At 60.2% G+C, this 23,724-nt stretch carries 23 protein-coding genes; 9 read left to right on the top strand and 14 right to left on the bottom strand.

The genetic code is table 11. The annotated features are described in order from the left end of the window. The 5 genes from GVL52_RS23500 (at window position 1) to GVL52_RS23480 (ending at window position 4,294) form a co-directional block, all read left to right on the top strand. Window positions 1-939 carry a FliM/FliN family flagellar motor switch protein gene (locus tag GVL52_RS23500; protein ID WP_160011561.1) on the top strand — a complete coding sequence of 313 codons (939 nt, stop codon included), beginning with the start codon at window positions 1-3 and terminating at the stop codon, window positions 937-939. A 63-nt stretch (window positions 940-1,002) separates the two neighbouring features. Continuing rightward, window positions 1,003-1,572 carry a flagellar motor switch protein FliN gene (gene fliN, locus GVL52_RS23495; protein WP_160011559.1) on the top strand — a complete coding sequence of 190 codons (570 nt, stop codon included), beginning with the start codon at window positions 1,003-1,005 and terminating at the stop codon, window positions 1,570-1,572. 29 nt (window positions 1,573-1,601) lie between these two features. After that, a complete protein-coding gene (gene fliG, locus GVL52_RS23490) occupies window positions 1,602-2,642 on the top strand; it encodes a flagellar motor switch protein FliG (RefSeq protein ID WP_160011557.1) in 1,041 nt (346 codons plus the stop codon). 127 nt (window positions 2,643-2,769) lie between these two features. Next, window positions 2,770-3,849 carry a flagellar biosynthesis protein FlhB gene (gene flhB / locus GVL52_RS23485; RefSeq protein ID WP_160011555.1) on the top strand — a complete coding sequence of 360 codons (1,080 nt, stop codon included), beginning with the start codon at window positions 2,770-2,772 and terminating at the stop codon, window positions 3,847-3,849. A gap of 4 nt (window positions 3,850-3,853) precedes the next feature. Next, window positions 3,854-4,294, top strand: coding sequence for a hypothetical protein (locus GVL52_RS23480; protein ID WP_160011553.1), 441 nt, complete (start codon window positions 3,854-3,856; stop codon window positions 4,292-4,294). A gap of 61 nt (window positions 4,295-4,355) precedes the next feature. Here GVL52_RS23480 and GVL52_RS23475 read toward each other — a convergent pair whose 3' ends face one another. From GVL52_RS23475 to GVL52_RS23415, 13 genes are all read right to left on the bottom strand, one after another. Next, window positions 4,356-5,102 carry a helix-turn-helix transcriptional regulator gene (locus tag GVL52_RS23475; RefSeq protein ID WP_160011551.1) on the bottom strand — a complete coding sequence of 249 codons (747 nt, stop codon included), beginning with the start codon at window positions 5,100-5,102 and terminating at the stop codon, window positions 4,356-4,358. A 12-nt stretch (window positions 5,103-5,114) separates the two neighbouring features. After that, window positions 5,115-5,861 (bottom strand): helix-turn-helix transcriptional regulator, encoded by a 747-nt coding sequence (locus GVL52_RS23470; RefSeq protein ID WP_160011549.1) that lies wholly within the window; start codon window positions 5,859-5,861, stop codon window positions 5,115-5,117. Between the two features lie 312 nt (window positions 5,862-6,173). Further along, entirely contained in the window at window positions 6,174-7,859 is a 1,686-nt protein-coding gene (gene fliF, locus GVL52_RS23465; RefSeq protein WP_160011547.1) for a flagellar basal-body MS-ring/collar protein FliF, read from the bottom strand. Between the two features lie 110 nt (window positions 7,860-7,969). Beyond that, window positions 7,970-8,362 (bottom strand): hypothetical protein, encoded by a 393-nt coding sequence (locus GVL52_RS23460; protein WP_160011545.1) that lies wholly within the window; start codon window positions 8,360-8,362, stop codon window positions 7,970-7,972. A 12-nt stretch (window positions 8,363-8,374) separates the two neighbouring features. Further along, a complete protein-coding gene (cheD, locus tag GVL52_RS23455) occupies window positions 8,375-8,929 on the bottom strand; it encodes a chemoreceptor glutamine deamidase CheD (RefSeq protein ID WP_160011543.1) in 555 nt (184 codons plus the stop codon). Then, entirely contained in the window at window positions 8,926-9,315 is a 390-nt protein-coding gene (locus GVL52_RS23450; protein ID WP_148196492.1) for a response regulator, read from the bottom strand. Before GVL52_RS23450 ends, cheD begins: the two co-directional genes overlap by 4 nt. Then, window positions 9,315-10,358, bottom strand: a complete 1,044-nt coding sequence (gene cheB / locus GVL52_RS23445; protein ID WP_160011541.1) for a protein-glutamate O-methylesterase CheB — start codon at window positions 10,356-10,358, stop codon at window positions 9,315-9,317. Before cheB ends, GVL52_RS23450 begins: the two co-directional genes overlap by 1 nt. Continuing rightward, window positions 10,355-11,266, bottom strand: a complete 912-nt coding sequence (gene cheR, locus GVL52_RS23440; RefSeq protein ID WP_160011539.1) for a protein-glutamate O-methyltransferase CheR — start codon at window positions 11,264-11,266, stop codon at window positions 10,355-10,357. The genes cheB and cheR overlap by 4 nt, the downstream gene beginning before the upstream one ends. Beyond that, window positions 11,263-11,730, bottom strand: a complete 468-nt coding sequence (locus GVL52_RS23435) for a chemotaxis protein CheW (protein ID WP_160011537.1) — start codon at window positions 11,728-11,730, stop codon at window positions 11,263-11,265. The genes cheR and GVL52_RS23435 overlap by 4 nt, the downstream gene beginning before the upstream one ends. A 4-nt stretch (window positions 11,731-11,734) precedes the next feature. After that, window positions 11,735-13,966: a chemotaxis protein CheA gene (locus tag GVL52_RS23430; RefSeq protein WP_160011535.1), complete on the bottom strand. Its 2,232-nt coding sequence runs from the start codon at window positions 13,964-13,966 to the stop codon at window positions 11,735-11,737. Window positions 13,967-13,984: 18 nt separating this feature from the next. After that, the gene (gene cheY1, locus GVL52_RS23425; protein WP_160011533.1) at window positions 13,985-14,350 is read right to left on the bottom strand and encodes a chemotaxis response regulator CheY1; all 366 of its coding nucleotides are present in this window, start codon (window positions 14,348-14,350) and stop codon (window positions 13,985-13,987) included. Continuing rightward, window positions 14,350-14,643: an STAS domain-containing protein gene (locus GVL52_RS23420; RefSeq protein ID WP_160011531.1), complete on the bottom strand. Its 294-nt coding sequence runs from the start codon at window positions 14,641-14,643 to the stop codon at window positions 14,350-14,352. Before GVL52_RS23420 ends, cheY1 begins: the two co-directional genes overlap by 1 nt. A gap of 63 nt (window positions 14,644-14,706) precedes the next feature. After that, window positions 14,707-16,314, bottom strand: a complete 1,608-nt coding sequence (locus GVL52_RS23415) for a globin-coupled sensor protein (protein WP_160011529.1) — start codon at window positions 16,312-16,314, stop codon at window positions 14,707-14,709. A 651-nt stretch (window positions 16,315-16,965) separates the two neighbouring features. Here GVL52_RS23415 and GVL52_RS23410 point away from each other — a divergent pair. Continuing rightward, a complete protein-coding gene (locus GVL52_RS23410; protein WP_160011527.1) occupies window positions 16,966-18,390 on the top strand; it encodes a glycosyltransferase family 39 protein in 1,425 nt (474 codons plus the stop codon). A 4-nt stretch (window positions 18,391-18,394) separates the two neighbouring features. On the opposite strand, the gene GVL52_RS23405 is transcribed toward GVL52_RS23410, so the two are convergent. Continuing rightward, window positions 18,395-18,700, bottom strand: a complete 306-nt coding sequence (locus GVL52_RS23405; RefSeq protein WP_160011525.1) for a transcriptional regulator — start codon at window positions 18,698-18,700, stop codon at window positions 18,395-18,397. Between the two features lie 35 nt (window positions 18,701-18,735). On the opposite strand from GVL52_RS23405, the gene ybaL reads away from it, so the two are divergent. From ybaL to secD, 3 genes are all read left to right on the top strand, one after another. Continuing rightward, window positions 18,736-20,550 (top strand): YbaL family putative K(+) efflux transporter, encoded by a 1,815-nt coding sequence (ybaL, locus tag GVL52_RS23400; RefSeq protein WP_160011523.1) that lies wholly within the window; start codon window positions 18,736-18,738, stop codon window positions 20,548-20,550. Between the two features lie 57 nt (window positions 20,551-20,607). Then, on the top strand, window positions 20,608-20,991 hold the full coding sequence (locus GVL52_RS23395; protein WP_160011521.1) for a hypothetical protein: 384 nt from the start codon (window positions 20,608-20,610) through the stop codon (window positions 20,989-20,991). 96 nt (window positions 20,992-21,087) lie between these two features. Beyond that, window positions 21,088-23,631, top strand: coding sequence for a protein translocase subunit SecD (gene secD / locus GVL52_RS23390; RefSeq protein WP_160011519.1), 2,544 nt, complete (start codon window positions 21,088-21,090; stop codon window positions 23,629-23,631). Window positions 23,632-23,724: the final 93 nt, after the last annotated feature.

Raw genomic sequence — 23,724 nt, 5'->3', positions numbered from 1 at the left:
ATGAACGCGCAACTCCAGAAACCAGCAATGGACGACGCCCTGCTCGCAAAGCTGACGGGCAGGCTGGGTGACAAGGTCACGGTCGAAAAGATCTGCACGGCATTCGGCGATGTCTACCGCGAGTTTCTGCCTGATGTCATCAAGAGCGAAACCGACCTCGACGTCCAGGTCAACTATCTCGGCTGCCATGCCGGCTACAAGAACGACCTGATCGCCGATCTCGGCGAGAGCGTCACGCTGGTCAACGGGTCATTGCGCAACTGGTCGCAGGACATCACGTTTGCCTGCGGCAACGGCTTTATCATTACCCTGATGGAGCATTTGCTGGGTGCATCGCCTGAAACGGTCGAGCAGCCGGCGGATCGCCTGCTTTCGGTCATCGAGCTGGAGCTTGGCGTCACGGTGTTCGAAAAGATCGCCAGCGTGCTTCGCTCCGCCGTCGATGCGCCTGGCGGCTTTGAGCCGCTGCTCGAGGCGCCGCATGCTGCAGAGACACGGCCGAAAGCCGCTGACGACACGCATGGCGAATTTGCCGCGTCGATCAACATGTCGATCACGCTATCCGGTATCACCTCCGACTTCGCGTTGATCGTGTCGCAGGCAGCGCTGCTGAAGACCAAGGTGGTTGCCCCGCGCGCCAAGAACCAGTCGGCCAACTCGTCCGAATGGACGGAGCAGATTTCCGAACAGGTCCGCCGTTCCCAGGTCACGCTCGAAGCGAAGATCCGGCTCCAGGATCTGACGCTGCGCACGATTTCGAAGCTGGCGGCCGGCGATGTCATTCCTTTCCTCGACAGCGGCGATGTCCGCGTCGATGTCAGCGCCAATAGCAGAGAGCTCTACGTCTGCGAGTTTGGCCGCTCGGGCGAGAATTATACCGTCCGGGTGAAGGATACGATCAACTCGGATGACGACCTTATCCGCTACTTAATGAATTAGCGTATTTCGGCCCCTGTCCCTCAAGGCAGGTTGAGGCAAGTTTCAACTGGAATAGTGATTTTCATGGCGACGAAAAAACCAAAAAGCACCGATCTCGAGCTACCAGGCAACGAAGCCGAACTTGATCAGGCTATCGACGATCTGCGTGGCGTACTGAAGACCGACGCAGACGGCGGCATGCCGGATTTCGGCGGTGACCTCGATGCGTTCGGCGGCGGCACCGACCTGTCCGCGTTCGGCGGCGATCTCGACACGGCAACCGATACGACATTCGGCGGCGGCGATTTCGGCGGGTCGTCGGACTTCGGCGGCGTTTCCGATTTCGGCGACACGTCGTTCTCATCGCCGGCAGCAGCTGCGCCGCTCGGCAGCGCGATGCAGTCCAACATGGACCTGATCATGGACATCCCGATCGATGTCCAGATCATGCTCGGCAGCAGCCGCATGCAGGTTTCCGGGCTGATGAACCTGAACGAGGGCGCCACAATCGCCCTCGACAAGAAAATCGGCGAGCCGGTCGAAATCATGGTGAATGGCCGCAAGATTGCGCGCGGCGAGATCACCGTTCTGGAAAATGACGACACACGTTTTGGCGTAAAACTGATAGAAGTTTTAGGTACTAGGAAAGCCTGATCCCGGTGTAGGGACGGAGAGGTTAGACCATGATGGACTTTGACGATTTCGGCGGCGCTCTTGCCGAGAAACCGTTGACCCAGGCTGAGAAAGCAGCGGCCGTTCTCCTCGCTATGGGGAAAGGGGTCGCTGGCAGACTGTTGAAATACTTCACGCAAGCCGAGCTGCAGACGATTATCGGATCGGCACAGGCATTGCGCGCAATCCCTCCGGACGAACTGCTCGGCCTCGTGGCCGAGTTCGAAGACCTGTTCACCGAAGGCGCAGGCCTGATGGACAACGCCAAGGCGATCGAAAGCATCCTCGAGGAGGGGCTGACGCCTGACGAAGTCGATAGCCTGCTTGGCCGACGCACCGCATTCCAGGCCTACGAGACCTCGATCTGGGACCGTCTCGGCGACGGCGATCCGGTTTTCATCGGCAAGTTCCTACTGCGCGAACATCCGCAGACCGTTGCCTATATTCTCTCCATGATGCCATCTTCCTTCGGTGCCAAGGTGCTGATGCAGATCCCGGACGGCCGCCGCGCCGACATCATGAACCGTACCGTCAACCTCAAATCCGTCAGCCCGAAGGCAGCGCAGATCATCGAGAAGCAGGTGCTGAACCTGCTGGCCGAGATCGATGCCGAGAAGAATTCGGTCGGCTCGACGAAGGTTGCCGAACTGATGAACGAGATGGACAAGCCGCAGGTCGATACGCTGCTCACCTCGCTCGAATCGATCAGCCGCGAATCGGTCAACAAGGTTCGTCCGAAGATCTTCCTGTTCGAAGATCTCATGGTCATGCCGCAGCGTGGCCGTGTCATGCTGCTGAACGACATTTCAGCCGACATCCTGACCATGGCCCTGCGTGGCTCTTCGGGGGAAATGCGCGAGGCAGTGCTTGCCTCGATCAGCCCTCGCCAGCGCCGCATGATCGAATCGGACCTACAAAGCGGCACCGCCGGCATCAATCCGCGCGAGATCGCGATTGCACGGCGCGCTATCGCCCAGGAAGCGATTCGGCTCGCGAATTCCGGCCAGATCCAGCTCAAGGAAGGCGAAGCCGAAGGAGCAGCGGCAGCTTAAACCGCCGTTGCTGTGTACAGGTCCCGACTATTCGATTGCCGCGATTGATCGTGGCAATCGCGGCGACTACAAGAAGAGACGGCCGCGCATTGGTGCGGCCTTTTCTTTTTGACGGGGAGCCGCGACCTTGGCCGACGACGACAAGGACAGCAAAACAGAAGCGCCCACCGCGAAAAAGCAAACGGACGCGGCTGACAAAGGCAATACACCTTTTTCGCGAGAGCTCCCTCTCTTCGCCACGGTGCTTGCGACCTACATCTACCTCATCTTCTTCCTGCCGAACGGCCTCAGCGTCGTCGGTGCGTCGCTCAAGGATATTTTCGAGCAGCCGGATCAGTGGAAGATCGATACCGGCCCTGACGCGCTCTCGCTCTTCATCCATCTGGGCTGGGTCTGCGCGCAGCTCCTGGCACCGGCCATGATCCTGTTCATGACCTTCGGGGTCGTGGCCTCGATCGGCCAGAACCTGCCGGTGCCCGTGCTCGAGCGTATCAGGCCACAATGGTCACGCATTTCACCGGCTGCGGGCTGGTCCAGGCTGTTCAGCCTGTCCGGCCTGATCGAATTCGGCAAATCACTGACCAAGATCCTGATCGTCGGCATCGTCATGGTGCTCGTTCTCCGCAACGACTACTTCGCAGCAATCGACGCGATGTTTTCCGACCCCACGACCATCTTTACCCGCATGATGTCGGGGATGCAGAAGATCACGCTCGTCGTTCTGGTGGCGACGGCGGTGGTGGCCATCGGCGACTTTTTCTGGACGCGCTATCACTGGTTCTCGGAACTGAAGATGTCGCGGCATGAAATCAAGGAGGAAAACAAGCAGTCGCAGGGCGACCCATTCGTGAAAGGCCGCCAGCGCGCCCTCATGCGCGACCGCGCAAGGCGGCGCATGATTGCCAACGTGCCCCGCGCCACCATGGTGATCGCCAACCCGACCCACTACGCCGTAGCACTGCGCTACGTGCGCGAGGAAAACGACGCACCGATCGTCGTTGCCAAGGGCCAGGACCTAATTGCGTTGAAAATCAGAGAGATCGCAGAGACCAACGGAATACCTGTTTTCGAAGATCCGCCTCTTGCGCGCTCCATGTTTGCGCAAGTCTCGGTGGATAGTGTCATCCCGTCAGTATTTTATAAGGCCGTCGCGGAACTCATTCATCGGGTTTATGCGGCGAAAGCCAAGAACAACCGGGTAAGATGACCGAATGAAAAAATGCCCCTACTCTGCGCAGCGTGAAAAGATTCTTGCTGAAGCAATCAGCCCGGTCGCGACCGAACTGCGTCTTCTCGACGCTTCGGACCTGATTTCGATCCTGCGCTTTGAGTATTACGGCAATCTCTCGGATCTCGTCTCATCGGCGGCCGAGATGTTCTTTCATCCGGGCACGGTCAATTTCGGCCATGGCGGGAGCTATACGCTGGAGTGGGGCGGCAAGCCCGAGGTGGTTATCGATCTGGAGATCAAGCCGCGTGGCGTTACCGTCTACGCGCAGTTGACGATGGCTGCCGAGCATGCCGGCATCGAGATCAACCATATTGCCTTCGAGAACCCGTCGGCCGATCCGCACGAAAACACCATGTTTCTGGCGCAAAGCCTGAACAACGCGCGCTACAATGTCCCGCCGCTACAGGCGCTGGCAAGCTAACAATCCGATCGAGAGAAGAGCGCCGCGCCCTGCAGGGTTCGGCTTTTTTTTGCGCGACAGCTTAGCTGATATAGCCAAGCCGGATCGCCTTGGCGATCGCCTGGATGCGGTTGACCGAATCCAGCTTGATCGTCGCAGAGCCGAGATAGGCATTGACGGTGTGCACGGACAGGCCAAGCTTGTCGGCGATTTCTTCGCTGATACGACCGTCACCGGCCAGCTGCAGGCAGGCAATCTCACGTTCGCTCAGCGCCTCGGCTGCGGCAACGCGCCGCTCGTCGAGCGACAGCAGGTCGATCATCACCTGGCAGGCGCGGCCATGCAGCTCAACCACCATCTCATTGGGCGGATCGAGATCGTCGCCCGTGAAGACCACGAAGCCGTTGCCGATGGCGCCCAGGCGCACCGGAAAGGCCATGCCGGAAAACGGCACCAGGCCGTCCTGCAGGCGCACCAGGAAGGGAGCGATACCAACGGCACTGGGGAAGCTGCGATCATGGCTACCCGCCCAGGCGAGCGGCAGCAGCGACTTCTCGATGTGCTCGATCAGCGCATCGCCGTAGGCGTCGGCAAAAGCCTTGTTCAGTGACGCATTCGAGGGGCCCCAGTTCTCCAGCTCGCAGATCAGCCGCTGCTTGGCAGGCAGGCCGGAGCCGCTCATGCGATACACGGCAAAATTCTGCGCGTCGGCAAGCTTCTGCATGGCAACCAGGCGGGGGAACAGATCAGACCGGCTGCTCACTCTCGTGGCGCGCGCGGACCGCGGGTTATCAGAACTGTTGATTGACCGGCCCGATGCAAATGCCATTACGCAGTCCCCTTAGACGAGATTATTTCTGACCGCGAACGCTATGGCTTCCGAACGGGTTTTTGTTGCCGTTTTCCGCATGACGCTGGTGATGTAGTTGTTGATGGTGTTGCGCGAGATACCGAGGATCATGGCAATCTCGTCACTGGTCTTGCCTTCGGCAATCCAGAAGAGACACTCCAGCTCGCGATCCGTCAGCTCGAAGTCGCGGTCGGTCTTCGTGCCAGTATATTGCAGCAGGCTGGCGTAATAGGCCGTCAGCAGGCCCACATCCCTGAGCCGCTCCTGCGACAGGATGAAACCATCATCAAACAGGAACATCAATGCGAGGCGGGAGCGTCCGATGTTGAACATCAACGAGCAGTACTGACGGCTCGCACCATCGGGGACATCGGCGGTATCGGGCAGCACGCCAAAATGCGGCCGAAAGAGCTGCATGCATTTCTCGAGCTCCGTCGCGCGGCCGAAACCACCAACGAAAGCCTCAGCAAGATTTGTGACGAGATCGAACGGCCAGTCGGAGGAGACAACGAAATCGAGGCCGGCCTCCTGCAGCAAATCCGCCCGCGCCAAGAGATAGTGCGAGGCGCCGACATAATCCGTCAGGATGCGCAGACCGGGCTGCAATCTTGCGGTGCTGGAGATCTCGCACAACTGCGCGATCAGATCGGAGCGTGATGACAGGTTCGCCGACGCGATGCCGACGAAATTCGTCGTCCTCGTCTCGCTCTTGAGAGCTTGCAATATATGCATGTCCATTGGCAAATCCTGCGGCTGAGAACCTATCACGAAAAAGCTTGATCACGTCTTTCAGCTAAGAAATGCAGCTTCTCCGCGAATCATCCAAGACTAAGGCAAGAGCCGCAAATCACCATCTCCGAGTTCTTGGGATTTACTCTTGCTGTACTTTATGCATTGATTCGCACAAGGATTTCATCTCTTACAAGCAGCACGAAACTAAGATGATTCTGTGCCTTATGGCAACACGATTCGCGTCATGCGCGAGTTTGGCCCCATCTTCATGTGTGTGATGCCTATAAATAAGAAAAAGGCCGGTTGCCCGGCCTTTTCTTATGCGGCGTGATCGACCGCCCATTTTCTGAGAATTTTTGCTGCACGTTCTTCGTTGATCTCGACCATCCGAGCCAATTTGCGCTCCGGACCTTCCTTGACGCGGCGATTGAAGCTGCCCTCGTCGTCGCCGAGACTGAGGAGATCCTCGGTGCTGTCGAAACCGAAGTCCGAACCGAAGCCGTCCATGAGGCCTCCACCACCGGCATCGCCGGCCGGTGCAAAGTCCGGAAGTTCGAGGCCGGCGCTTTCGATCGACGTGTCGCCGCCGATCGCGGTGCCGCCGGTCATGCTGCGGACCATCGGACGAACGCCCATCCAGATCACCAGGAAGGCGACAACCACGAAGGCAAGCGAGTTGATGATGCCGGCAAGGTTACGGCTCAGCATGTCCATGACGCGGAAGCCGGTGCCGCTGTCTTCAAGCAGCTGGTTTTCCAGGAAGTCCATGGCTGTGACCGTGACGATGTCGCCGCGGTCGCTGCTGATACCGGCGGCCGAGCCGACGATCTTCTGCATCTCCGCCAGATAGGCGTCGATTTTTGCCTGATCAGCCGGCTCACCGACCATCTGGGCAATGCGTCCCTTGTTGACGACAACGGCGATGGAGAGCTTTTCAACCTTGTAGCTGCTGCGGGTGGTCGCGGTGGTCTTGCTGTTGATCTCGTAGTTGGTCTGCTCTTCCTTCTTGTCAGACTTGTCCTGCGATTCCGGGCCGGCCGCGCCACCGGCATCGGGCGCCGCCTGCGGGATGTTCTGCTCAACCGTGGTGGCGTTGTCGGACTGCTTCTGCTGCGACTGCGACGCTTCCTTGGTGGTGCGAACCGAGCGTTCCACCTTTGATTCCGGATCGTAGACGGTTTCCTGAATCTGCTGGCTGTCTGTGTTGAGATCCGCCGTGACGCTGGAACGGAAGTTGTCCATGCCGAGGAAAGGTGCCAGCGCCTTGTCGATGTTGGATTCGACTTCGTCCTGAACGTTCTGGACGATACCGAGCGAGCGGTTGAGATTGCTGCTGCCGGCCTCGTCGCCCGAAGCGAGCAGCTGTCCGGCGGAATCGAGAATGGTCACATCACCGATTTCGAGCCCCGGCACGGCCGAGGCGACAAGATGACGGATGGAGCTTGCGGCGGAGCGGCCTGTCGAGGCGCTCGCTCGAAGCATGACGGACGCCGTCGGCTTCTGTTCGGCCCGGCGGAAATTGCCGACTTCCGGCATGACGATGTGAACACGTGCGGCCGAGATGCCAGAGATGGACTGGATCGTGCGGCCAATCTCACCTTCCAGCGCGCGAACGCGCGTGACTTCCTGCATGAAGGAGGTCAGACCGAGCGAGCCGACCTTGTCGAAAAGTTCGTAACCTGCATTGTTGCTGTTCGGCAGTCCTCGTTCGGCGAGCAGAAGACGCGACTTGCCGGTCATGCCGGCAGGGACTGTGATGCTCGAGCCGTCGGTACCGACCTGAAAGGCGATATTGGATTCTGCCAACGCGATGCTGATCTGGTTCAGGTCAGACGAATCAAGCCCGACATAAAGCGTTTCCTGGGCAGGCTTATTGACTAAAAAGGCTGCACCGAGAATGAGCGCAACCGAAACGATCCCGATACCGGCCAACGCCAGCAGGCGATTCCGCCCAAGGGAACCGAAGTTCCTAATAATCTGAACTAATTGATTTAACAGATTCATTCTGTTCTCGCACGATCTTTACAGACAAAGCAGGCCTATTGCCTAATTTGACCTATAGAGGCCGAAACTTGTGCGAGCGTTTCGTATTGACGTGCAAGTAAGCACGGCGACTAGAAGAAGTCGAAGTCGCCGGCTGCCTTGTTCAGCGGCTGCGAATGTCCGTGGCGCATACCGCCGCCGCCCAGCGCGCGCTGCATTTCGCTCAGCTTGACGAGGCTGAGTGCCGTTGCGACATCGACCATCCATTCATTGGAGATCTCGCCGGTGATGGTATCGATGAACTCGGCGATGCCGCGCGCTTTCTGTACAGCGAGATCGATGCCCTGCATGACCTTCATGCTTTCCGGCGAATTCAGCAGCTTCGCACCGCCGATTTCAAGAAGCTGAGGCTCGATCCGTTCGATCAGATAGGCGACGTCATGCAGCTCGGAGACCACCCGCATCAGGATATCGGGGAGCGCTTCGATCGGCGACGGCTGCTCCGCCTGTGTATTCACGTTCATTGGAACCTCGGCTCAGAAGAATTCGATACTGGTTTCGACCGGCTTCTGCGGAGCAACCGGGCGCTGTTCAAGGGCGACCGTCTTCTGCGTTTCAGCACCAGTCAGCGGGTATTGCCGAGCGCGACCGGACACCGGCCAAAACTCGAGCTTGCGCCCGTGATCGCCGCCGGTGCTGGAACCGACAACAGGGATGCCTTCGTCTTTCAGAAACTGCGTAGCAAAAGCGGCATTTTGTTCCCCGACATTCGAAAACGTCGAGATTGTCTTCGCTCCTCCGAAGATCTTGGCTTCCAGGCGGTCGCGACGCGCGCCCTGCTTCAAGAGGCCGTTGATCAGCAGCTCCATGAGATGCACGCCATAGCGCGTCGCGTCTCCCCCCGTCGTCGGCGTGGTCGCATTGCCTGGCAGCAGGAAGTGATTCATACCCCCCACGCCAGCCACTGGATCCCGCAGGCATGCAGCCACACACGAGCCAAGTATGGTCGTCAAAACCGCGTTCGGGTCATTCAGGACCTTCCATTCGCCCTGAATGATGTGGACACGGCGGGCCGCAACCTCGATCGTCATTTCAATGCTCCAAATACGGCTTCGATTGCCGCCTTCATCTTTTCGATGGTGAAGGGCTTTGCCAGAACATTGTTTGCTCCGAGCGCCGCTGCCTTGGTGACCAGTGCACGGTCGCCCTGGGCGGTGAGGATGATGAAGGCTGCCTTCTTGGTGGCAGGGTTGGCGCGGACTGCCTGCAAAAAGCCGAGACCGTCCATATTGGGCATGTTGAAGTCCGAGATGACTAGGTGGTGCGGCTGCTGGGCCATGATCTTCATGCCCTGCACGCCGTCGCCTGCCGAGGTGATCTGCTTGAAGCCGAGCTGGGTCAGCGCGTCGCTGAGCAGCAGGCGACTGGTGACCTGATCGTCGACGATCAGAACTTTGATTTTCTCTGCGATTGACATTAGTCAGTTCCTTCCTTCCGGGCGGCTGTCATCTTTAAGATTTCTTCGCCGATGGCATTGAGTGGCAACTGTTGTTCGACAGCACCGAGTTCGAAAGCTACCCTTGGCATCCCGTAGACCACCGAGGTCTTTTCGTTCTGTCCGAGGGTACGCGCACCTGCGTGCCGCATTTTAAGAAGACCGGCAGCGCCATCGCGCCCCATTCCGGTGAGGATCACGCCGACGGCATTGCGACCTGCGAGTTCCGCAACGGAATCAAAGAGAACATCGACCGAGGGCCGGTGGCCGTTGACCGGATCGCGCTCAAGCAGACGGCAGCAGGGTGCGGAGGCATTGACCACCTGCAGATGCCGCTCGCCGCCCGGCGCCAGATAGATCTTGCCGATCTCCAGACGCGCGCCATCGGTCGCTTCCTGGACCACGGGAGCGCAGAGGCGGTTGAGGCGCTCGGCAAAGCTCTTGGTGAAGGTCGACGGCATGTGCTGGGTAATGACCGTCGGCGGGCAATTGGCCGGGAATTTCTGCAGCACGGCAATCAGTGCTTCCACGCCACCGGTGGAGGAACCGATCGCCACGACCTTGCGGCCAACGCGGTAGTCGGCGACCGCAGGTGGCGGCGTCACCGGCTGCGGCGCCATGACCTGGCGGCGCTGCGAACGGGCGGCGGCCTTGACCTTCTCGGCCAGATCGCCGAACGGGCGCATATCACCCGGCTGCGGCTTGCTGACGCAATCAAACGCGCCGATTTCCAGGGCAGCCAATGTTGCATTGGTGCCGCGATGGGTCAGCGTCGAGACCATGATCACCGGCATCGGACGCAGCCGCATGATCTTTTCAAGAAACTCGAGGCCGTTCATGTTCGGCATCTCGATATCGAGCGTCACGACGTCGGGATTGAGCTGCTTGATCGCTTCGCGCGCTTCCATAGCGTCGCCCGCCTGACCGATGACATCAACGTCAGGATCAGACCGAAGCACTGCGGTGATCAGACCACGCATGGTGGGAGAATCGTCTACAACAAGAACGCGTGCGGCCATGGTCACCCCTTCCTCCCCAAGCCCTTGGTCGTATAGCGGTATGTGGTGATCCCGATATTGTCGAAGACGTTCTTGGAATCGCCGGATACCCGCTCGGAGTGACCGATATAAAGATGTCCACCTTCCGGCAGCAGTTCGGCAAAACGCGACCAGATCTTCATCTGCGTCGGCTCGTCGAAATAGATGACGACGTTGCGGCAGAAGATGACGTCGAACTTGCCCTTGAACGGCCACTGGGCCATCAGGTTCAGTTCGTTGTAGGTGATCAGGCGCTTGACGCGATCATCGACCTGTACCTTGCGGCGACCCTGAATCTCGACATCGTTGAACCATTGCTTGCGCATCGCGGGAGACACGGTTTCCAGTGCGTTCTCGTCGTAAGCGCCGGCACGGGCGATCGCGAGGATCTTCGGATCGATATCGGTTGCCAGGATCTTGAAATCGTAGTCGGCAATGTTCGGCATCATCGACAGCACGGTGAGCGCGATCGAGTAAGGCTCCTGCCCGTCCGAAGACGCGGCAGACCAGATGCGAACCCTGCCGCCGGACTTGGCGCGCTGCAGCAGTTCGGGCAGAACGTGATCGCGCAGATGCTCGAAGTGATGGTTCTCGCGGAAGAAGCGGGTAAAATTGGTTGTCAGGTGCGACAGCATCTCGCGGCGCGGCGCGGCACCGGCCTGCGACGACACCAGCGAACAGTATTCGCGGAAGCCTGAAATGCCGAGATTACGGATGTGCTTGGAAAGACGCGAATAGACCAGCGATGCCTTGGTCTCGTTGAGGAAGATGCCCGCATCCGAGTAGATCATCGCGGCGATCTCCATGAGGTCACGGCGCGTCAGCGGATATTCGCCGCTCGCCAGGACCTCGTCGGGGCTCCCCGGCCTCACGTCTTTTGCACTCAGGACACTCATGCAGCTTCGCTTTCCGCTTCGGGGAAGATGGCTTCTAGTTCAAGCAGGCAGATCAGTCGGTTTCCAATCGGCATGATGCCGCGCGCGAACTGGCGTTGTAGCTCACTTGCGATCTCAGGTGTTGGCTGTACGTTGTCTTCACTAACAGTCAGTATATCCGACACCGCATCGACCAGCAGACCCACCACTTTTCGATGGACCTGGGCAACAATGATGACGTGGCGCTGGGTGGGTTCGGTCGGCTTCATGCCGAGACGTGCCGAAAGATCGATGATCGGCAACACCGCACCACGCAGGTTGATGACACCCTTCATGTAGGAAGGCGAGTGCGGCATGGCCATTGCTGGCGTCCAACCGCGAATCTCGCGAACCTGCATGACATTGACGCAAAATTCCTGATCTCCGACGCGGAACGCGATCAGTTCGCGGTCCCCTTCGTTCAGACTTTTTACGGTGTAGGACATAAGCTCAACCCGCCGCCGCTAACGAAACTTCTTGTCTCAGGGCCTGGCCGCGCGAGGCGCCCACAACAGCATCGACATCGAGAATGAGAGCGACGCGGCCATCACCGAGAATGGTAGCTGCGGCAATCCCCGGTACGTGGGTGTAGTTGGCTTCCAGGCTCTTGATGACGACCTGGCGCTGACCCTGGATCGCATCGACCATCAGAGCGCGCTGACCGCCGCCTTCGGATTCGACGAGAAGGGCAACACCTTCGACCGGATTGGCCTGGGTGGAGCGGAAGTTCAGGATGCGACCGACATCGACCAGCGGGCAGAAAGAGTTGCGGATCGAGATCAGGCGATGGCTGGCACCGAAGGAATGGATCGCAGCCGCTTCAGGCTGCAATGTTTCGACGATTGCCGTCAGCGGGACCACCAGCGTCTGGCCGGCGACCGTGACGACCATGCCGTCGAGGACAGCGAGCGTCAGCGGCAGGCTCATCGTGAACACCGAGCCCTGTCCGGGCCTGGAGGTGATGCTGATACGACCGCCGAGTGCCTGGATCGAGCGCTTGACGACGTCCATGCCGACGCCGCGGCCGGAGATGTCGGAGATCGTGTCGGCCGTAGAGAAGCCCGGCAGGAAGATGAGGTTGTCGATTTCCTCGTCCGACAGGTTGGAATCCGCGGGGATCAACTCGTTGGCGATTGCCTTCTGCTTGACCTTTTCGCGGTTGATACCGGCGCCGTCGTCGGCCAGTTCGATCAGGATGCGGCCCGAACGGTGTTTGGCGGTGAGGCGAACGGTGCCTTCCGGGTTCTTGCCGAGGGCGGTGCGCTTTTCCGGGCTTTCGACGCCGTGGTCGACAGCGTTGCGGATCATGTGCGTCAGCGGTTCGGCGATCTTGTCGATGACCGTCTTGTCGACTTCGGTGTTTTCACCTTCGGTGATCAGGCGGATCGACTTTCCGGTCATGTCGGCGATTTCGCGAACGATACGCGACATGCGCTGGAAGACAGGCTTGACCGGCTGGGCGCGGATGGCCATGACCGAGTCCTGGATCTCGCGGGTGAGTTGCTGCAACTCCTCGAGGCCCATGTTGACGGCGGACGTGCCGGTCGCATCATTCTCGATGACGCTCTGCGACAGCATCGCCTGGTTGATGACAAGCTCGCCAACGAGGTTGATCAGGCGGTCGACGCGATCGAGATCGACACGGATGGTCTGACCAGCGCTGTTGTTGGCAGCGTTATTCTGGGCAGCGGCGGCGGCAGCGGCGGCGGCATTGGCAGCAGCGGCCGATTCCTTCTTCTCGACGCGGGCGGCAGCCGATGCGATCGGGGTGACATTCGAGACCGGTTCGGCGACGGCTGCAGCGCTCTTTTCAGAGGCCGAGACTTCGCTGGCGTCATCAAGGGCAGACAGATCGAAGGGAACCGGAATCATCGGCAGCTCTTCCGATGCGACAGCTGCGGTTTCTTCCGCAGCGGCGGTCACCGTCAGTTCGCAATCCCACTCGGCAAATTCAAACACCGTGCGGATCGCGTCTTCGCCCTTGTCGGTTTTCAGCGTGACGTTCCAGAAGAAGTAGGCAGCTTCCGGATCGATCTCGTCGAGGCCGGGCAGCGCATCCATGTTGCAATAGATGCTCATTTCGCCGAGACGGCTGAGGTCGCGCAGCAACAGGGTGGCGTCGTTGCCCTTCGAATAGAGCTCGAAACGCGGCTTGAAGCTGATTTCAAAGGTCTCGTCGCCACCAAAACCGTCGAACGAGAACGGGATCGGCTCGAAGCCGCTGTCATCGGTCGGCTTGGCTGCTGCGGCAACGGGAGCCGCTGCAGGCGCTTCATGGGCCGCGGACGGGGATGGCAGTTCGCCGTTGGCGAGCGCTTCCAGTTCCTTGACCAGACCACGACTGCGGCCTTCATCGACAGCGCCGCCGTCACGGGCGACGTTGGTGAGATCCGCGAGGACGTCGGCCGACTTGAGCATGACCTTCAGGACGTCCTGATTCGGCTCTAGCTTGTTGGAACGAACGCAATCAAGTGTGGTCTCAAACACATGGGCGAAGGCGACGAGATCATCCAGGCCAAAGGCGCCAGCGCCGCCCTTGATCGAGTGGACGGCACGGAATACCGCATTCACGGTCTCCGGATCGCGATCACCATCATTCATTTTCAGAAGACCGGATTCCAATTCGGCGAGCTGTTCCTCGCATTCCTGGAAAAAGATCTCTTTGATTTCGTTCATATCCATAAGAAGAAATTCCTGGGTTTAAGCGGTTACGCGCTCAATGGCATCGATCAGCTTGGCAGGGTCGAAAGGCTTGACAATCCAGCCGGTGGCACCGGCTTGACGTGCCCGGTTCTTCTTTTCGGCATCGCTTTCGGTCGTCAGGACCAAGATCGGGATGGCGCGGTACTTGTCGTTGCGACGAACACCTTCGATGAAACCGAAACCGTCGAGACGTGGCATGTTGATGTCGGTGACGATGACGTCGGGATTTGAGGTTTCGAGAACCTCGAGGCCTTCGATACCGTCTTCTGCCTGAATGGTCTCGAAGCCCGCATTGTTGAGGGTCACGAGCAGCATGTTGCGGATCGTCCGTGAATCATCCACGGTCAGTACTCTTTTCTTCATCACTTGATCTCCTTAGCGAGCAGCGGTTGAATATCGACACCGATCAGCTGCATGGTTTTCTGAAACGCGTCCGAAACCTTGGTGAAGGTGAACGCAAGCTTGTCCTGGTTCCACGTCTTGGCGGCAGACATCAGGACCTGGGCGCCGAGGGTGCCGACGCGCTCGACCGCCGATGCGTCGATCGATACGGCGTTGCCGCGCATCGACAACAGCTTGTCGCGAAGAGCGGAGGCTTCGTTGAGATCGAGGGTCGCTGCCAAGTTCAGCGTTTTCCCACTCTTTTTTGCTGCCATCAGATTTTCCTTGTCCCCTGATTTGCGCCCAACGAATGTGAGTCGCCGTCATGTTCCAGTACGTTAATAAACATTCCGTCCTCCCCCGAGGCTTGCGAGCGGAGGACTGAAATCGAAGGCCGCATCGTCCTGCTCGACCGGCATGACCGGCTGGACATCGACGGAGCGGACGGGCCGGCGGTCGGTCTCGGCGCGATTGCGGGCGATGCGGAATTCGCGCACCGTTCGGCCAAGTTCGACAATGACGGTGTGGAGATCGTCGGCGCCTTCGGCCGAATGACGTGCCGCACCGGCGCTTTCGGCGACGCGTGCGCCAAGGCCCTTCACATCCGTGGTGACGGCATCGAGCATCGAGGCGTTTTCACTCGCCTGGCTGGCGACGGTGGCAATGGCCGTGTTGATGTCCGTGACCTGGCGGACAATGCTGCCGATCGAATCCTGCGTGCGGCCGACCATCTGGACGCCGGCATTGACCTGCGACTTGGTTGTGGTGACCAGCGTCTTGATCTCGCGGGCGGCATCGGCAGACCGCTGCGCCAGCGCGCGGACTTCCTGGGCGACGACGGCGAAGCCACGACCGCTGTCACCGGCGCGGGCGGCTTCGATGCCGGCATTGAGAGCAAGGAGGTTGGTCTGGAAGGCAATTTCATCGATCGCGCCGATGATCTGGCCGATGCGCTCTGCAGACTGCTCGATATCGGCCATCGCCGATATGGCGCGGCCGACGACTTCACCGCTTGCTTCGGCGGCGGCGCGTGTCGATGCAGCGGCATTTTCGGCAGCGAGGCTACCTGCCGCTCCCTGCCGCACGCTCATGGAAAGATCCGAAAGGGTGGCGGCGGAGGCGAGCAGCTGTTCGGCGTGGCCAGAGGCGTGGCCGGAGAGGTTGCGCGAGGACTGTCCGAGCAGTTGCACGGAGGCTTCCGCCTTTGCCGTCCGTTCGCTGATCGTGCCGAATTCGGACTGCAGCGCTTCGAGCGCGGCATTGAGCGCCTCGGCCACATCATTGTGCGGGCCGTCCTGCTCGACGACAGCGCGGGCTGTCAGGTCGCGGGCGGCAAGACCTTCGATGACGTCGGAGAAAAGGCGGGCGACCTCGGTCTTGTCGGCGATGCGCTGATCGGCGAGCTGGCGCTGCTGGGTGGCGCGCAGGGCATTGAAGCGCAGCGAAACGGCAATTTCGACATCGACCATCACGAGGCGGATCAGCGCCGTCATCAGATCGGCAATCTCGCGCTTGCGGCGCTTGGTGCTCGACAGGAAGGCGTTGCCCGCGAGTTCGGTCGCAAGGCCGCCGATGACATGCTCGAGGACGACGCCGTGGCCGGCGACGTGCCAGCGCGGATCGAGCCCCATCTTGCTTTCGGAATCCGACAGTACTTTCACGCGCTCTGCATAGAGGCTGTCGAAGCGGGCGTCCGTCAGCACGTCCCAGTGCGACGTCTGCAAATCATGAAGCCGCTCGACCTGACGCTCGCTCTCGAAATTGCGGGCGGCATCGGGGAACGCCTGGAAACGCTGGAAGAGATCACGAAGGCCGGATGTCAGGTGTTGCTGAAGCGCCGGGCGGTAGCGGCGGACCATCTCGCACTGCTCGGCATCGAGGCCGGCAAAGCGCAGACGATCGCGCAGGCTGCCAGCCTGTGCTCCACGATCCTGATCCGATGGCATGTTCTGCCCCAACGCCTGTCCCCAACCAATGCCCGGGCGGAAATGCCCGGAAAGAACTCAAGCCTCTGGCGATAGGCACGTCGGCGGGACGGCAACCCGGCACCAGCTATCGCCAGTGCGCGGACGTATCCCGATCAGTGCGGACTATTTCAGAGCGACTTGAGAGATCGATACCGGATTGACCCGGTACGGCGGTTCGGCGTCATGCCTGCTAGGAACACTAAAAATTTCCCATTCCGACGTGTAGTGCAATGTTTATGGTTAATTCCTTGCCTGAAGGTTAATACGCATTTTATGAATGACGGCTTTCGGAGCAACGCGAATAACCATCTATGAAATACTGGCGTTGCGTTGCGCGGCTGCTACAAGTTCGAAGCAAGCTTCGTGCTATATCCCGACCAAATCGCGACATGATGTCATAAGGATTGGGCAATGATTGTTCTTGGATTGGGTGCATGTTTCCTTGCTGTTTCTGTTCTCACAGCGGTTGCACTTCTCGACCGTATTGAGGCAAGCCGTGTCGCACTGCCTCTGCGAGTCCTTTGAATTTCCGTCATAAAACAACTGTAATGGACGTGCTTGACCACTACTCCGTCGAGAGGCTCTGCCGTTCTCGTCAGTGGTGATGTTGAGTTTACGGAAATCAGAACCATGTCCGCACGCCTCGGCCTTCTTATCGTTTTCGGCGTGACGCTATGGCGCATCGTTGCCTTGCATTTCGACACGACGGATCTGTTCGTCGATGAGGCGCAATACTGGTTGTGGTCACAGAATTTTGACTTCGGATACTATTCGAAGCCGCCGATGATCGCCTGGGTCATCCGCGCGATGACCGAAATGTCAGGTTCGACCTCGATTTTCTGGATCAGGCTCTGCGGTCCTTTGATCCATATGGCGACGGCGCTGGTCTTGATGAGGACCGCCAAGCGGTTCGTCAGCCGCGACATCGAAGGCTGGACAGGCGTCACCTACATCACCCTGCCCGGCGTGGCGCTGTCGTCGGTGTTCTTCTCGACCGATGTCGTTCTTCTCTTCTTCCTGGCGGTTGCCCTGTTTGCCTATTTCGGGCTGACCGGCCGGCGTTCCATCGGACTGGCGCTTTTGATGGGCGTTGCCTTCGGCTGCGCGTTTCTTTCGAAATACGCCATCCTGTTCGTCGTTCCGGGTGGCCTGATAGCGCTGATCCTGCTGCCGATGGCGCGGATATCCTGGCGCGACTTCTTCATCTCGACCGCTGCCGCCATCGTCGTCGCCCTGCCGAACCTCTGGTGGAACGCCACCCATGATGCGACGACGATCAAGCATACGACCAGCATCGCGCACTGGAGTGCGATGAGCCTCGACATCCGGCACGGACTGGAGTTCTTTGCCGCGCAGTTCGCAGTGGTCGGGCCGATCGTGTTCTTCGCGATCCTCTGGGCGGTCTATCGGATGATCAAAGGACAGAGCGGCCCGAGCGAGAAGCTGCTGATCTGGCTTTCCGTGCCCGTCGTGCTGCTGATCACGCTCCAGGCGCTGATTGCCAAGGCTTATGCCAACTGGGCGGTGACGGCCTATATCGCCGGAACGATGCTGGCTGTCTGGCTGCTGCATCGCGAATGGCCAAAGGGGCTTCGGGTGTCGCTCATCATAAACGGCACTGTCAGCCTGCTGTTTCCGCTGGCCGCCGTCTTCGCCCACCAGCTGGTGCTGCCGAATGGCGAGGAGGTGATGAAGCGCTATCTCGGGCGCAGCGCCATCAGCCTCGAGGCCGGCGACCTGGCGCGTCAGGCCGGCACCAATATCATCGTCAGCGACAGCCGCGACATCCTGGCGGACATGTTCCACACGTTGAGAAACGAGCCACTGCGGATCTATGCGCGGCCGCCGGCGCAAGCGCCAGACAACTACTATGAGCAGACCTTCGCTTTGCCGGCCACGGTCGGCGGCAACGTGCTGTTCATCACCACCCAGCCCTTCGATTGTGCCGAGACGCCTCAAAACATCAAATCGTGGCACCCAGGCGACGGGTATTATCGCGGCAGCGTCCTCTACGCCTACAAGGTGAAAGCAGGCTGTCTGGCTGCGGGCAAGTAGCGTATCATTCGGCCGTCGGTGAAAGGCAGAGACAGGTGCCCATCGCCTCGACCTCGACAAAGGCGACGCCACCCTTTTCGAAGGCCAGGCGCAGTTGCGCTTCCGTGGCGCGATGAAGCTCGTGGTGTTTGCCTTCGTAATCGCGGATCGTACTGCGCGAAACGGCGGCGTGGTCGGCAAGATCGACCTGCGTCCAGTCAAGCAATCCGCGAGCAGCGCGGCACAGAGCCGGAGTGAGAATAGTTTCTTTTGCGCCTTGACCCATTTTGTCAAACCACCCATATTGGTTGATATAAACCATATATGTCATAATTGAAACGGGATTTCCAGTCGGGGAGATAACTCATGCCGCACGATACACCATTGATTTCGACAATCGTCGGGGGTCTCGTGCTTGCGTTCATTCTCGGCGCCTTCGCCCACCGGCTGAGACTGCCGCCGCTGGTCGGTTATCTCGTTGCCGGCATTCTGGTCGGGCCGCATACGCCGGGCTTCGTTGCCGACCAGGGGCTGGCGCCCGAACTTGCCGAGATCGGCGTCATTCTCCTGATGTTCGGTGTCGGCCTGCATTTCTCGCTGAAGGATCTTCTCTCGGTGCGAGGGATCGCGGTGCCGGGCGCCATTGTCCAGATCGGCTTTGCGACGATCCTCGGCTGGGGATTGGGCGCGCTGATGGGATGGCCGACGGGCGGGAGCCTGGTCTTCGGCCTCGCTCTTTCCGTCGCTTCCACGGTGGTGCTGCTGAAAGCACTACAGGAGCGGCGGCTGGTCGAGACCGAACGCGGCAAGATCGCGGTCGGCTGGCTGATCGTCGAAGACCTTGCCATGGTCCTGGCGCTGGTCCTCATTCCCGCAGCGGCCAGCATCGGCAGCGACCACGGCCCCGTCGAGCCGCTGTCTGCAGCGGTCAATCGCCTGCTCGGCCTCGACATGGGCATTGGCGGCATCATCGCGATGACGCTGATCAAGGTGGCGCTGTTCGTCGGCGTGATGCTGATCTTCGGGCGCCGCGTCATCCCCTGGACGATGCACCGCATCGCCCACACAGGCTCGCGCGAACTGTTCCGGCTCGGTGTTCTGGCAATCGCACTCGGCGTTGCCTTCGGTGCTTCCAAGCTGTTCGGCGTGTCGCTGGCGCTCGGTGCCTTCTTTGCCGGCATGGTTCTCGCCGAAAGCGAGCTCAGCCATCGGGCAGCCCAGGAGAGCCTGCCGCTTCGCGACGCCTTCGCGGTGCTGTTCTTCGTGTCCGTCGGCATGCTGTTTGACCCGCACATTCTGGTCGACAAGCCGGTCCCGCTGATTGCCACCGTCTTCATCATCGTCATCGGCAAGTCGCTCGCCGCGTTCCTGATCGTGCTGCTGTTCAAAAAACCCATAGGAACAGCGCTGACGATTTCGGCCAGCCTGGGCCAGATCGGTGAATTCTCCTTCATTCTCGCCGCCCTCGGCGTCGATCTCGGCCTGCTGCCGGGAGAAGGTCGCGACCTTATTCTGGCCGGTGCGATCATCTCGATCATCCTCAATCCGCTGCTCTTCTATGTCTGCGACCGACTGCGGCCACTGCTCGAGTCGAAACGCGAGGAACCCGCCGCCGAGCCGAAGGCCGAAGCTGCCGCTGCCGCTGAGGCGATCGAGAAGGTTACAGTCATCGAAGACGAAGTGCATGCGACAGCCTTGCGCGGCCACGCCATCCTCGTCGGCTACGGCCGGGTCGGCAGCATCGTCGGCCAGAATCTGAAATCCTCCGGCACGCCCTTCCTCGTCATCGAGGACTCAGACACCCGGATTGCAGCCCTTCGCGATCAGGGGATCGAAACGGTGAGCGGAAATGCGGTGTCGCGCGAGGTACTCGATCTCGCCAATCTGAAGGGCGCCCGCAGCCTCGTCATCGCCATTCCCAACGCCTTCGAGGCGTGCCGCGTTGCCGAACAGGGGCGCGCCACAAATCCCGGCGTACTGATCGTCGCGCGTGCGCATTCCGACGCGGAAGTGGAGGAACTGAAGCACTACGGCGCAGATACCGTGATCATGGGCGAGCGGGAAATCGCCATGGGGATGCTTGACCGGCTATCCCAAGTGCATCATGACAGTGCACCCTATGAAGTCGGGACCGAGGCTGATACAATCCCGGCCGAGGAAACGCCTTCTCCAGAAAAATAATGAGAGAATTTTGCACCGTTGAGCCGGTTCGAGATTGAAGATCAGCAAGACTTCCCGATGAGGTTCGATACGCGCCGCATGACCGGTCGCGTTGCCGTGTCGCTTGCCGTGGCGATCTTCGCCTATCTCGGCCTGCTGCTTGGCGGCAACCTCGTTCTCGGCCCGGCGCGCGGTCCGAACTCCTTCTCATCCTCGAGCAAGGACGGCCAGCCGCTGCAGGTCAGCGCCCGCGACGTCGTGCGCGGCGTCCTCGCTGCCGACCGCAAGGTCGCGCAGAAATATGCGACCCATGCTTCTGGCGATGCCGCACCAACAGCGCTTCCCCTTTCGGAGCGCGCACCTCCAGGCGCACTTTCGCTTGCTCAGCCTGCTTCTCCGGCTCCTCGTGCATCCGACGCGAAAGCCTACAATTCGCACGGCCCGCCTGCGTTCGCGGCCTGACGACACGCGCCTGACCGGCGCTTCTCATTGCATTTTACGACACGCCCGCCTGCGCGACATGCGCAGGTTCAAGCGTTATCAAGGATAGACAATACAATGCGCACTTCACCATGGCTGGTGGCCACCTATGCGGTGATCATTTTCCTCGGCATGCTGATCGCCCTGCCGAACGTCCTGCCGCAATCGACCCTGCAGCGCCTGCCCTCGTGGCTGCCGCACAATCAGGTTTCGCTGGGTCTCGATCTTCGCGGCGGCTCGCACCTCGTTCTCGAAGTTGACGAAGCCGACCTCACCCGCGAGCGCCTGCAGTCGCTTTTGCAGGATGCCCGTCGCGTGCTTCGCGAAAAGAACATCCAGACGAAGTCGATCGTTCGCAATCAGAACCAGATCGTCGTGACGCTGAACGACACGGCACAGAGCGATGATGCCGTTGCGCAGCTGAAGACGCTAAGCAACACGATTGCCACAGGCATCAGCGCCGGCCAGTCGGATTTGTCGGTCACCACGAGCGGCAGCAACATCATCGTTGCCTTCTCTGCGGCCGGTATCGCCAGCAACGTCGATTCCGCGGTTCAGCAGAGCCTTGAAGTCATTCGCCAGCGCGTCGACCAGGTCGGCGTTGCCGAACCGACGATCCAGCGCATCGGTGGAAACCGCGTTCTCGTGCAGCTGCCGGGCGCGCAGGACCCGACCCGCCTTCGCCAGCTTCTCGGTTCGACCGCGAAAATGTCGTTCCACATGATCGCACCGAGCAGCGCTCCGGCGGCCGGTGTCACCGTCATGAAGGACGACGAGGGCAACAGCTATCCGGTTCTCGATCGCGTCGAAATCTCCGGCGACCGCCTTTCGGACGCCCGCGTCAGCTTCGACCAGAGCTCGCAGCCGGTGGTCAGCTTCCGCTTCGACAGCGCAGGCGCTGCCCGCTTTGCCGAGATCACCCGCCAGAATGTCGGCAATCCGTTTGCCATAGTGCTTGACGACAAGGTGCTGAGCGCGCCCGTCATCCGCGAGCCGATCACCGGCGGTGCCGGCCAGATTTCCGGCAGCTTCTCCACCGATACGGCCAATACGCTTGCCGCCATGCTGCGCGCCGGCGCCCTGCCCGCCAAGCTCACCGTCATCGAAGAACGCACCGTCGGTGCCGACCTTGGTGCCGACGCCATCCGCAAGGGTGTCTATTCCGGCGTTGTCGGCTTCATTCTCGTCGCCGCCTTCATCTTCCTGCTCTACGGCACCTGGGGCATTCTCGCGAACGTCGCACTGCTGATCCACACGATCCTGACCTTCTCGGCCCTGACGCTTGTCGGTGCCACGCTGACACTGCCCGGCATCGCCGGCGTCGTGCTCGGCATCGGTCTCGCGGTCGATGCGAACGTCCTGATCAACGAACGTATCCGCGAAGAATCGCGCAAGGGCAAAGGTGCCTTTGCAGCGATCGACACCGGCTTCCGCCGCGCCTACTCGACGATCATCGACGGCAACATGACGGCACTGATCGCCGCCGCCATCCTGTTCTGGTTCGGCTCTGGTCCTGTTCGCGGCTTCGCCGTCACCATGGCGCTCGGCCTGATCATCTCGATGTTCACATCGGTCGCCTTCGTGCGCGTCTCGATGATCGAGATCACCCGTCGCTTCAAGTTCAAGACTATCAACATCAAGCCGCTGCTGCCGATCTTCTATCCTTACGACAAGCACATCCAGTTCATGAAGGCGCGCTTCTTCGGCGTGACCGTCTCGGCTCTGCTGTCGGTCGCCTCGGTGATCCTGTTCATCCATCCCGGCCTCAACTACGGCGTCGATTTCCGTGGCGGTATCCAGATGTCGGTGAAGACACAGGAAGCCACCGATCTCGGTCGCTTCCGCGAGGGCCTGAACAGCCTCGGCCTCGGCGAAGTGACGCTGCAGTCCTATGGTGACAACAACACCATGGCGGTTCGCGCCCAGAGACAGGACGGCGGCGAAGAGGCACAGACGGCTGCTGTTACCAAGCTCAAGGCCGAACTCATCAAGATCGACCCGACCGCGACAGTCACCGGCACCGACGTCATCGGGCCGAAGGTCAGCGGCGAGCTTGCCTGGGCAGGTATCCTCTCCGTCGTCATCGCCTCGCTGGCGATGCTGTTCTACATCTGGTGGCGGTTCGAATGGCCGTTCGCGGTCGGCGCCATCGTGACGCTCATCCTCGACGTGACGAAGTGCATCGGCTTCTTCGCGCTGACGGGGCTCGACTTCAACCTGACCGCCATCGCGGCGATCCTGACGCTGGTCGGTTACTCCGTGAACGACAAAGTCGTGGTTTACGACCGCATGCGCGAAAACATGCGTCTCTACAAGTCGATGCCGCTGCGCGAACTGATCGACAAATCGATCAACGAAACGCTGGCACGAAGCCTCTACACCAACGTCACCGCCTTCCTCGCTCTGCTTCCGATGGCAATCTGGGGCGGCAGTGCGGTCGAGAGCTTTGCCGTGCCGATGGTATTCGGCATTCTGGTGGCGGCCGCCTCGTCGGTGTTCATCGCGGCACCGATCCTGCTGTTCCTCGGCGACTGGCGCACACGCCACCGCGCGGCCGTCTCGGCCAACGAGGACAAGGTGGAGATCATTCCGCCGGGCACTTCGCGCAAGTCCGCGCGCTAACGACATTCGCAACGAATACAGGTTGCTGATCGGAAATTGATGCGGGCGCCGGTTGCAGAACCGGCGCCCGCTTTCTATTCTCCAGCAAGGGTT

Origin of the sequence: Rhizobium sp. 18055, from assembly GCF_902706285.1 — a bacterium.
Classification (GTDB): domain Bacteria; phylum Pseudomonadota; class Alphaproteobacteria; order Rhizobiales; family Rhizobiaceae; genus Rhizobium.
The sequence above is the reverse complement of the archived record's forward strand: the minus strand, read 5'-3'. Positions and strand labels throughout refer to the sequence as shown.

Bases quoted from the DNA above. Each gene is read 5' to 3' on its own strand.
- GVL52_RS23420 (WP_160011531.1), bottom strand. From the start codon at position 14,643: ATGGCAGCAAAAAAGAGTGGGAAAACGCTGAACTTGGCAGCGACCCTC.
- GVL52_RS23480 (WP_160011553.1), top strand. From the start codon at position 3,854: ATGAAAAAATGCCCCTACTCTGCGCAGCGTGAAAAGATTCTTGCTGAA.
- fliG (WP_160011557.1), top strand. From the start codon at position 1,602: ATGATGGACTTTGACGATTTCGGCGGCGCTCTTGCCGAGAAACCGTTG.
- fliF (WP_160011547.1), bottom strand. From the start codon at position 7,859: ATGAATCTGTTAAATCAATTAGTTCAGATTATTAGGAACTTCGGTTCC.
- GVL52_RS23410 (WP_160011527.1), top strand. From the start codon at position 16,966: ATGTCCGCACGCCTCGGCCTTCTTATCGTTTTCGGCGTGACGCTATGG.
- GVL52_RS23470 (WP_160011549.1), bottom strand. From the start codon at position 5,861: ATGGACATGCATATATTGCAAGCTCTCAAGAGCGAGACGAGGACGACG.
- GVL52_RS23475 (WP_160011551.1), bottom strand. From the start codon at position 5,102: ATGGCATTTGCATCGGGCCGGTCAATCAACAGTTCTGATAACCCGCGG.
- GVL52_RS23405 (WP_160011525.1), bottom strand. From the start codon at position 18,700: ATGACATATATGGTTTATATCAACCAATATGGGTGGTTTGACAAAATG.
- GVL52_RS23450 (WP_148196492.1), bottom strand. From the start codon at position 9,315: ATGTCAATCGCAGAGAAAATCAAAGTTCTGATCGTCGACGATCAGGTC.
- cheD (WP_160011543.1), bottom strand. From the start codon at position 8,929: ATGACGATCGAGGTTGCGGCCCGCCGTGTCCACATCATTCAGGGCGAA.
- GVL52_RS23435 (WP_160011537.1), bottom strand. From the start codon at position 11,730: ATGTCCTACACCGTAAAAAGTCTGAACGAAGGGGACCGCGAACTGATC.
- GVL52_RS23460 (WP_160011545.1), bottom strand. From the start codon at position 8,362: ATGAACGTGAATACACAGGCGGAGCAGCCGTCGCCGATCGAAGCGCTC.
- cheR (WP_160011539.1), bottom strand. From the start codon at position 11,266: ATGAGTGTCCTGAGTGCAAAAGACGTGAGGCCGGGGAGCCCCGACGAG.
- GVL52_RS23500 (WP_160011561.1), top strand. From the start codon at position 1: ATGAACGCGCAACTCCAGAAACCAGCAATGGACGACGCCCTGCTCGCA.
- fliN (WP_160011559.1), top strand. From the start codon at position 1,003: ATGGCGACGAAAAAACCAAAAAGCACCGATCTCGAGCTACCAGGCAAC.
- ybaL (WP_160011523.1), top strand. From the start codon at position 18,736: ATGCCGCACGATACACCATTGATTTCGACAATCGTCGGGGGTCTCGTG.
- secD (WP_160011519.1), top strand. From the start codon at position 21,088: ATGCGCACTTCACCATGGCTGGTGGCCACCTATGCGGTGATCATTTTC.
- GVL52_RS23395 (WP_160011521.1), top strand. From the start codon at position 20,608: ATGAGGTTCGATACGCGCCGCATGACCGGTCGCGTTGCCGTGTCGCTT.
- cheY1 (WP_160011533.1), bottom strand. From the start codon at position 14,350: ATGAAGAAAAGAGTACTGACCGTGGATGATTCACGGACGATCCGCAAC.
- GVL52_RS23430 (WP_160011535.1), bottom strand. From the start codon at position 13,966: ATGGATATGAACGAAATCAAAGAGATCTTTTTCCAGGAATGCGAGGAA.
- GVL52_RS23415 (WP_160011529.1), bottom strand. From the start codon at position 16,314: ATGCCATCGGATCAGGATCGTGGAGCACAGGCTGGCAGCCTGCGCGAT.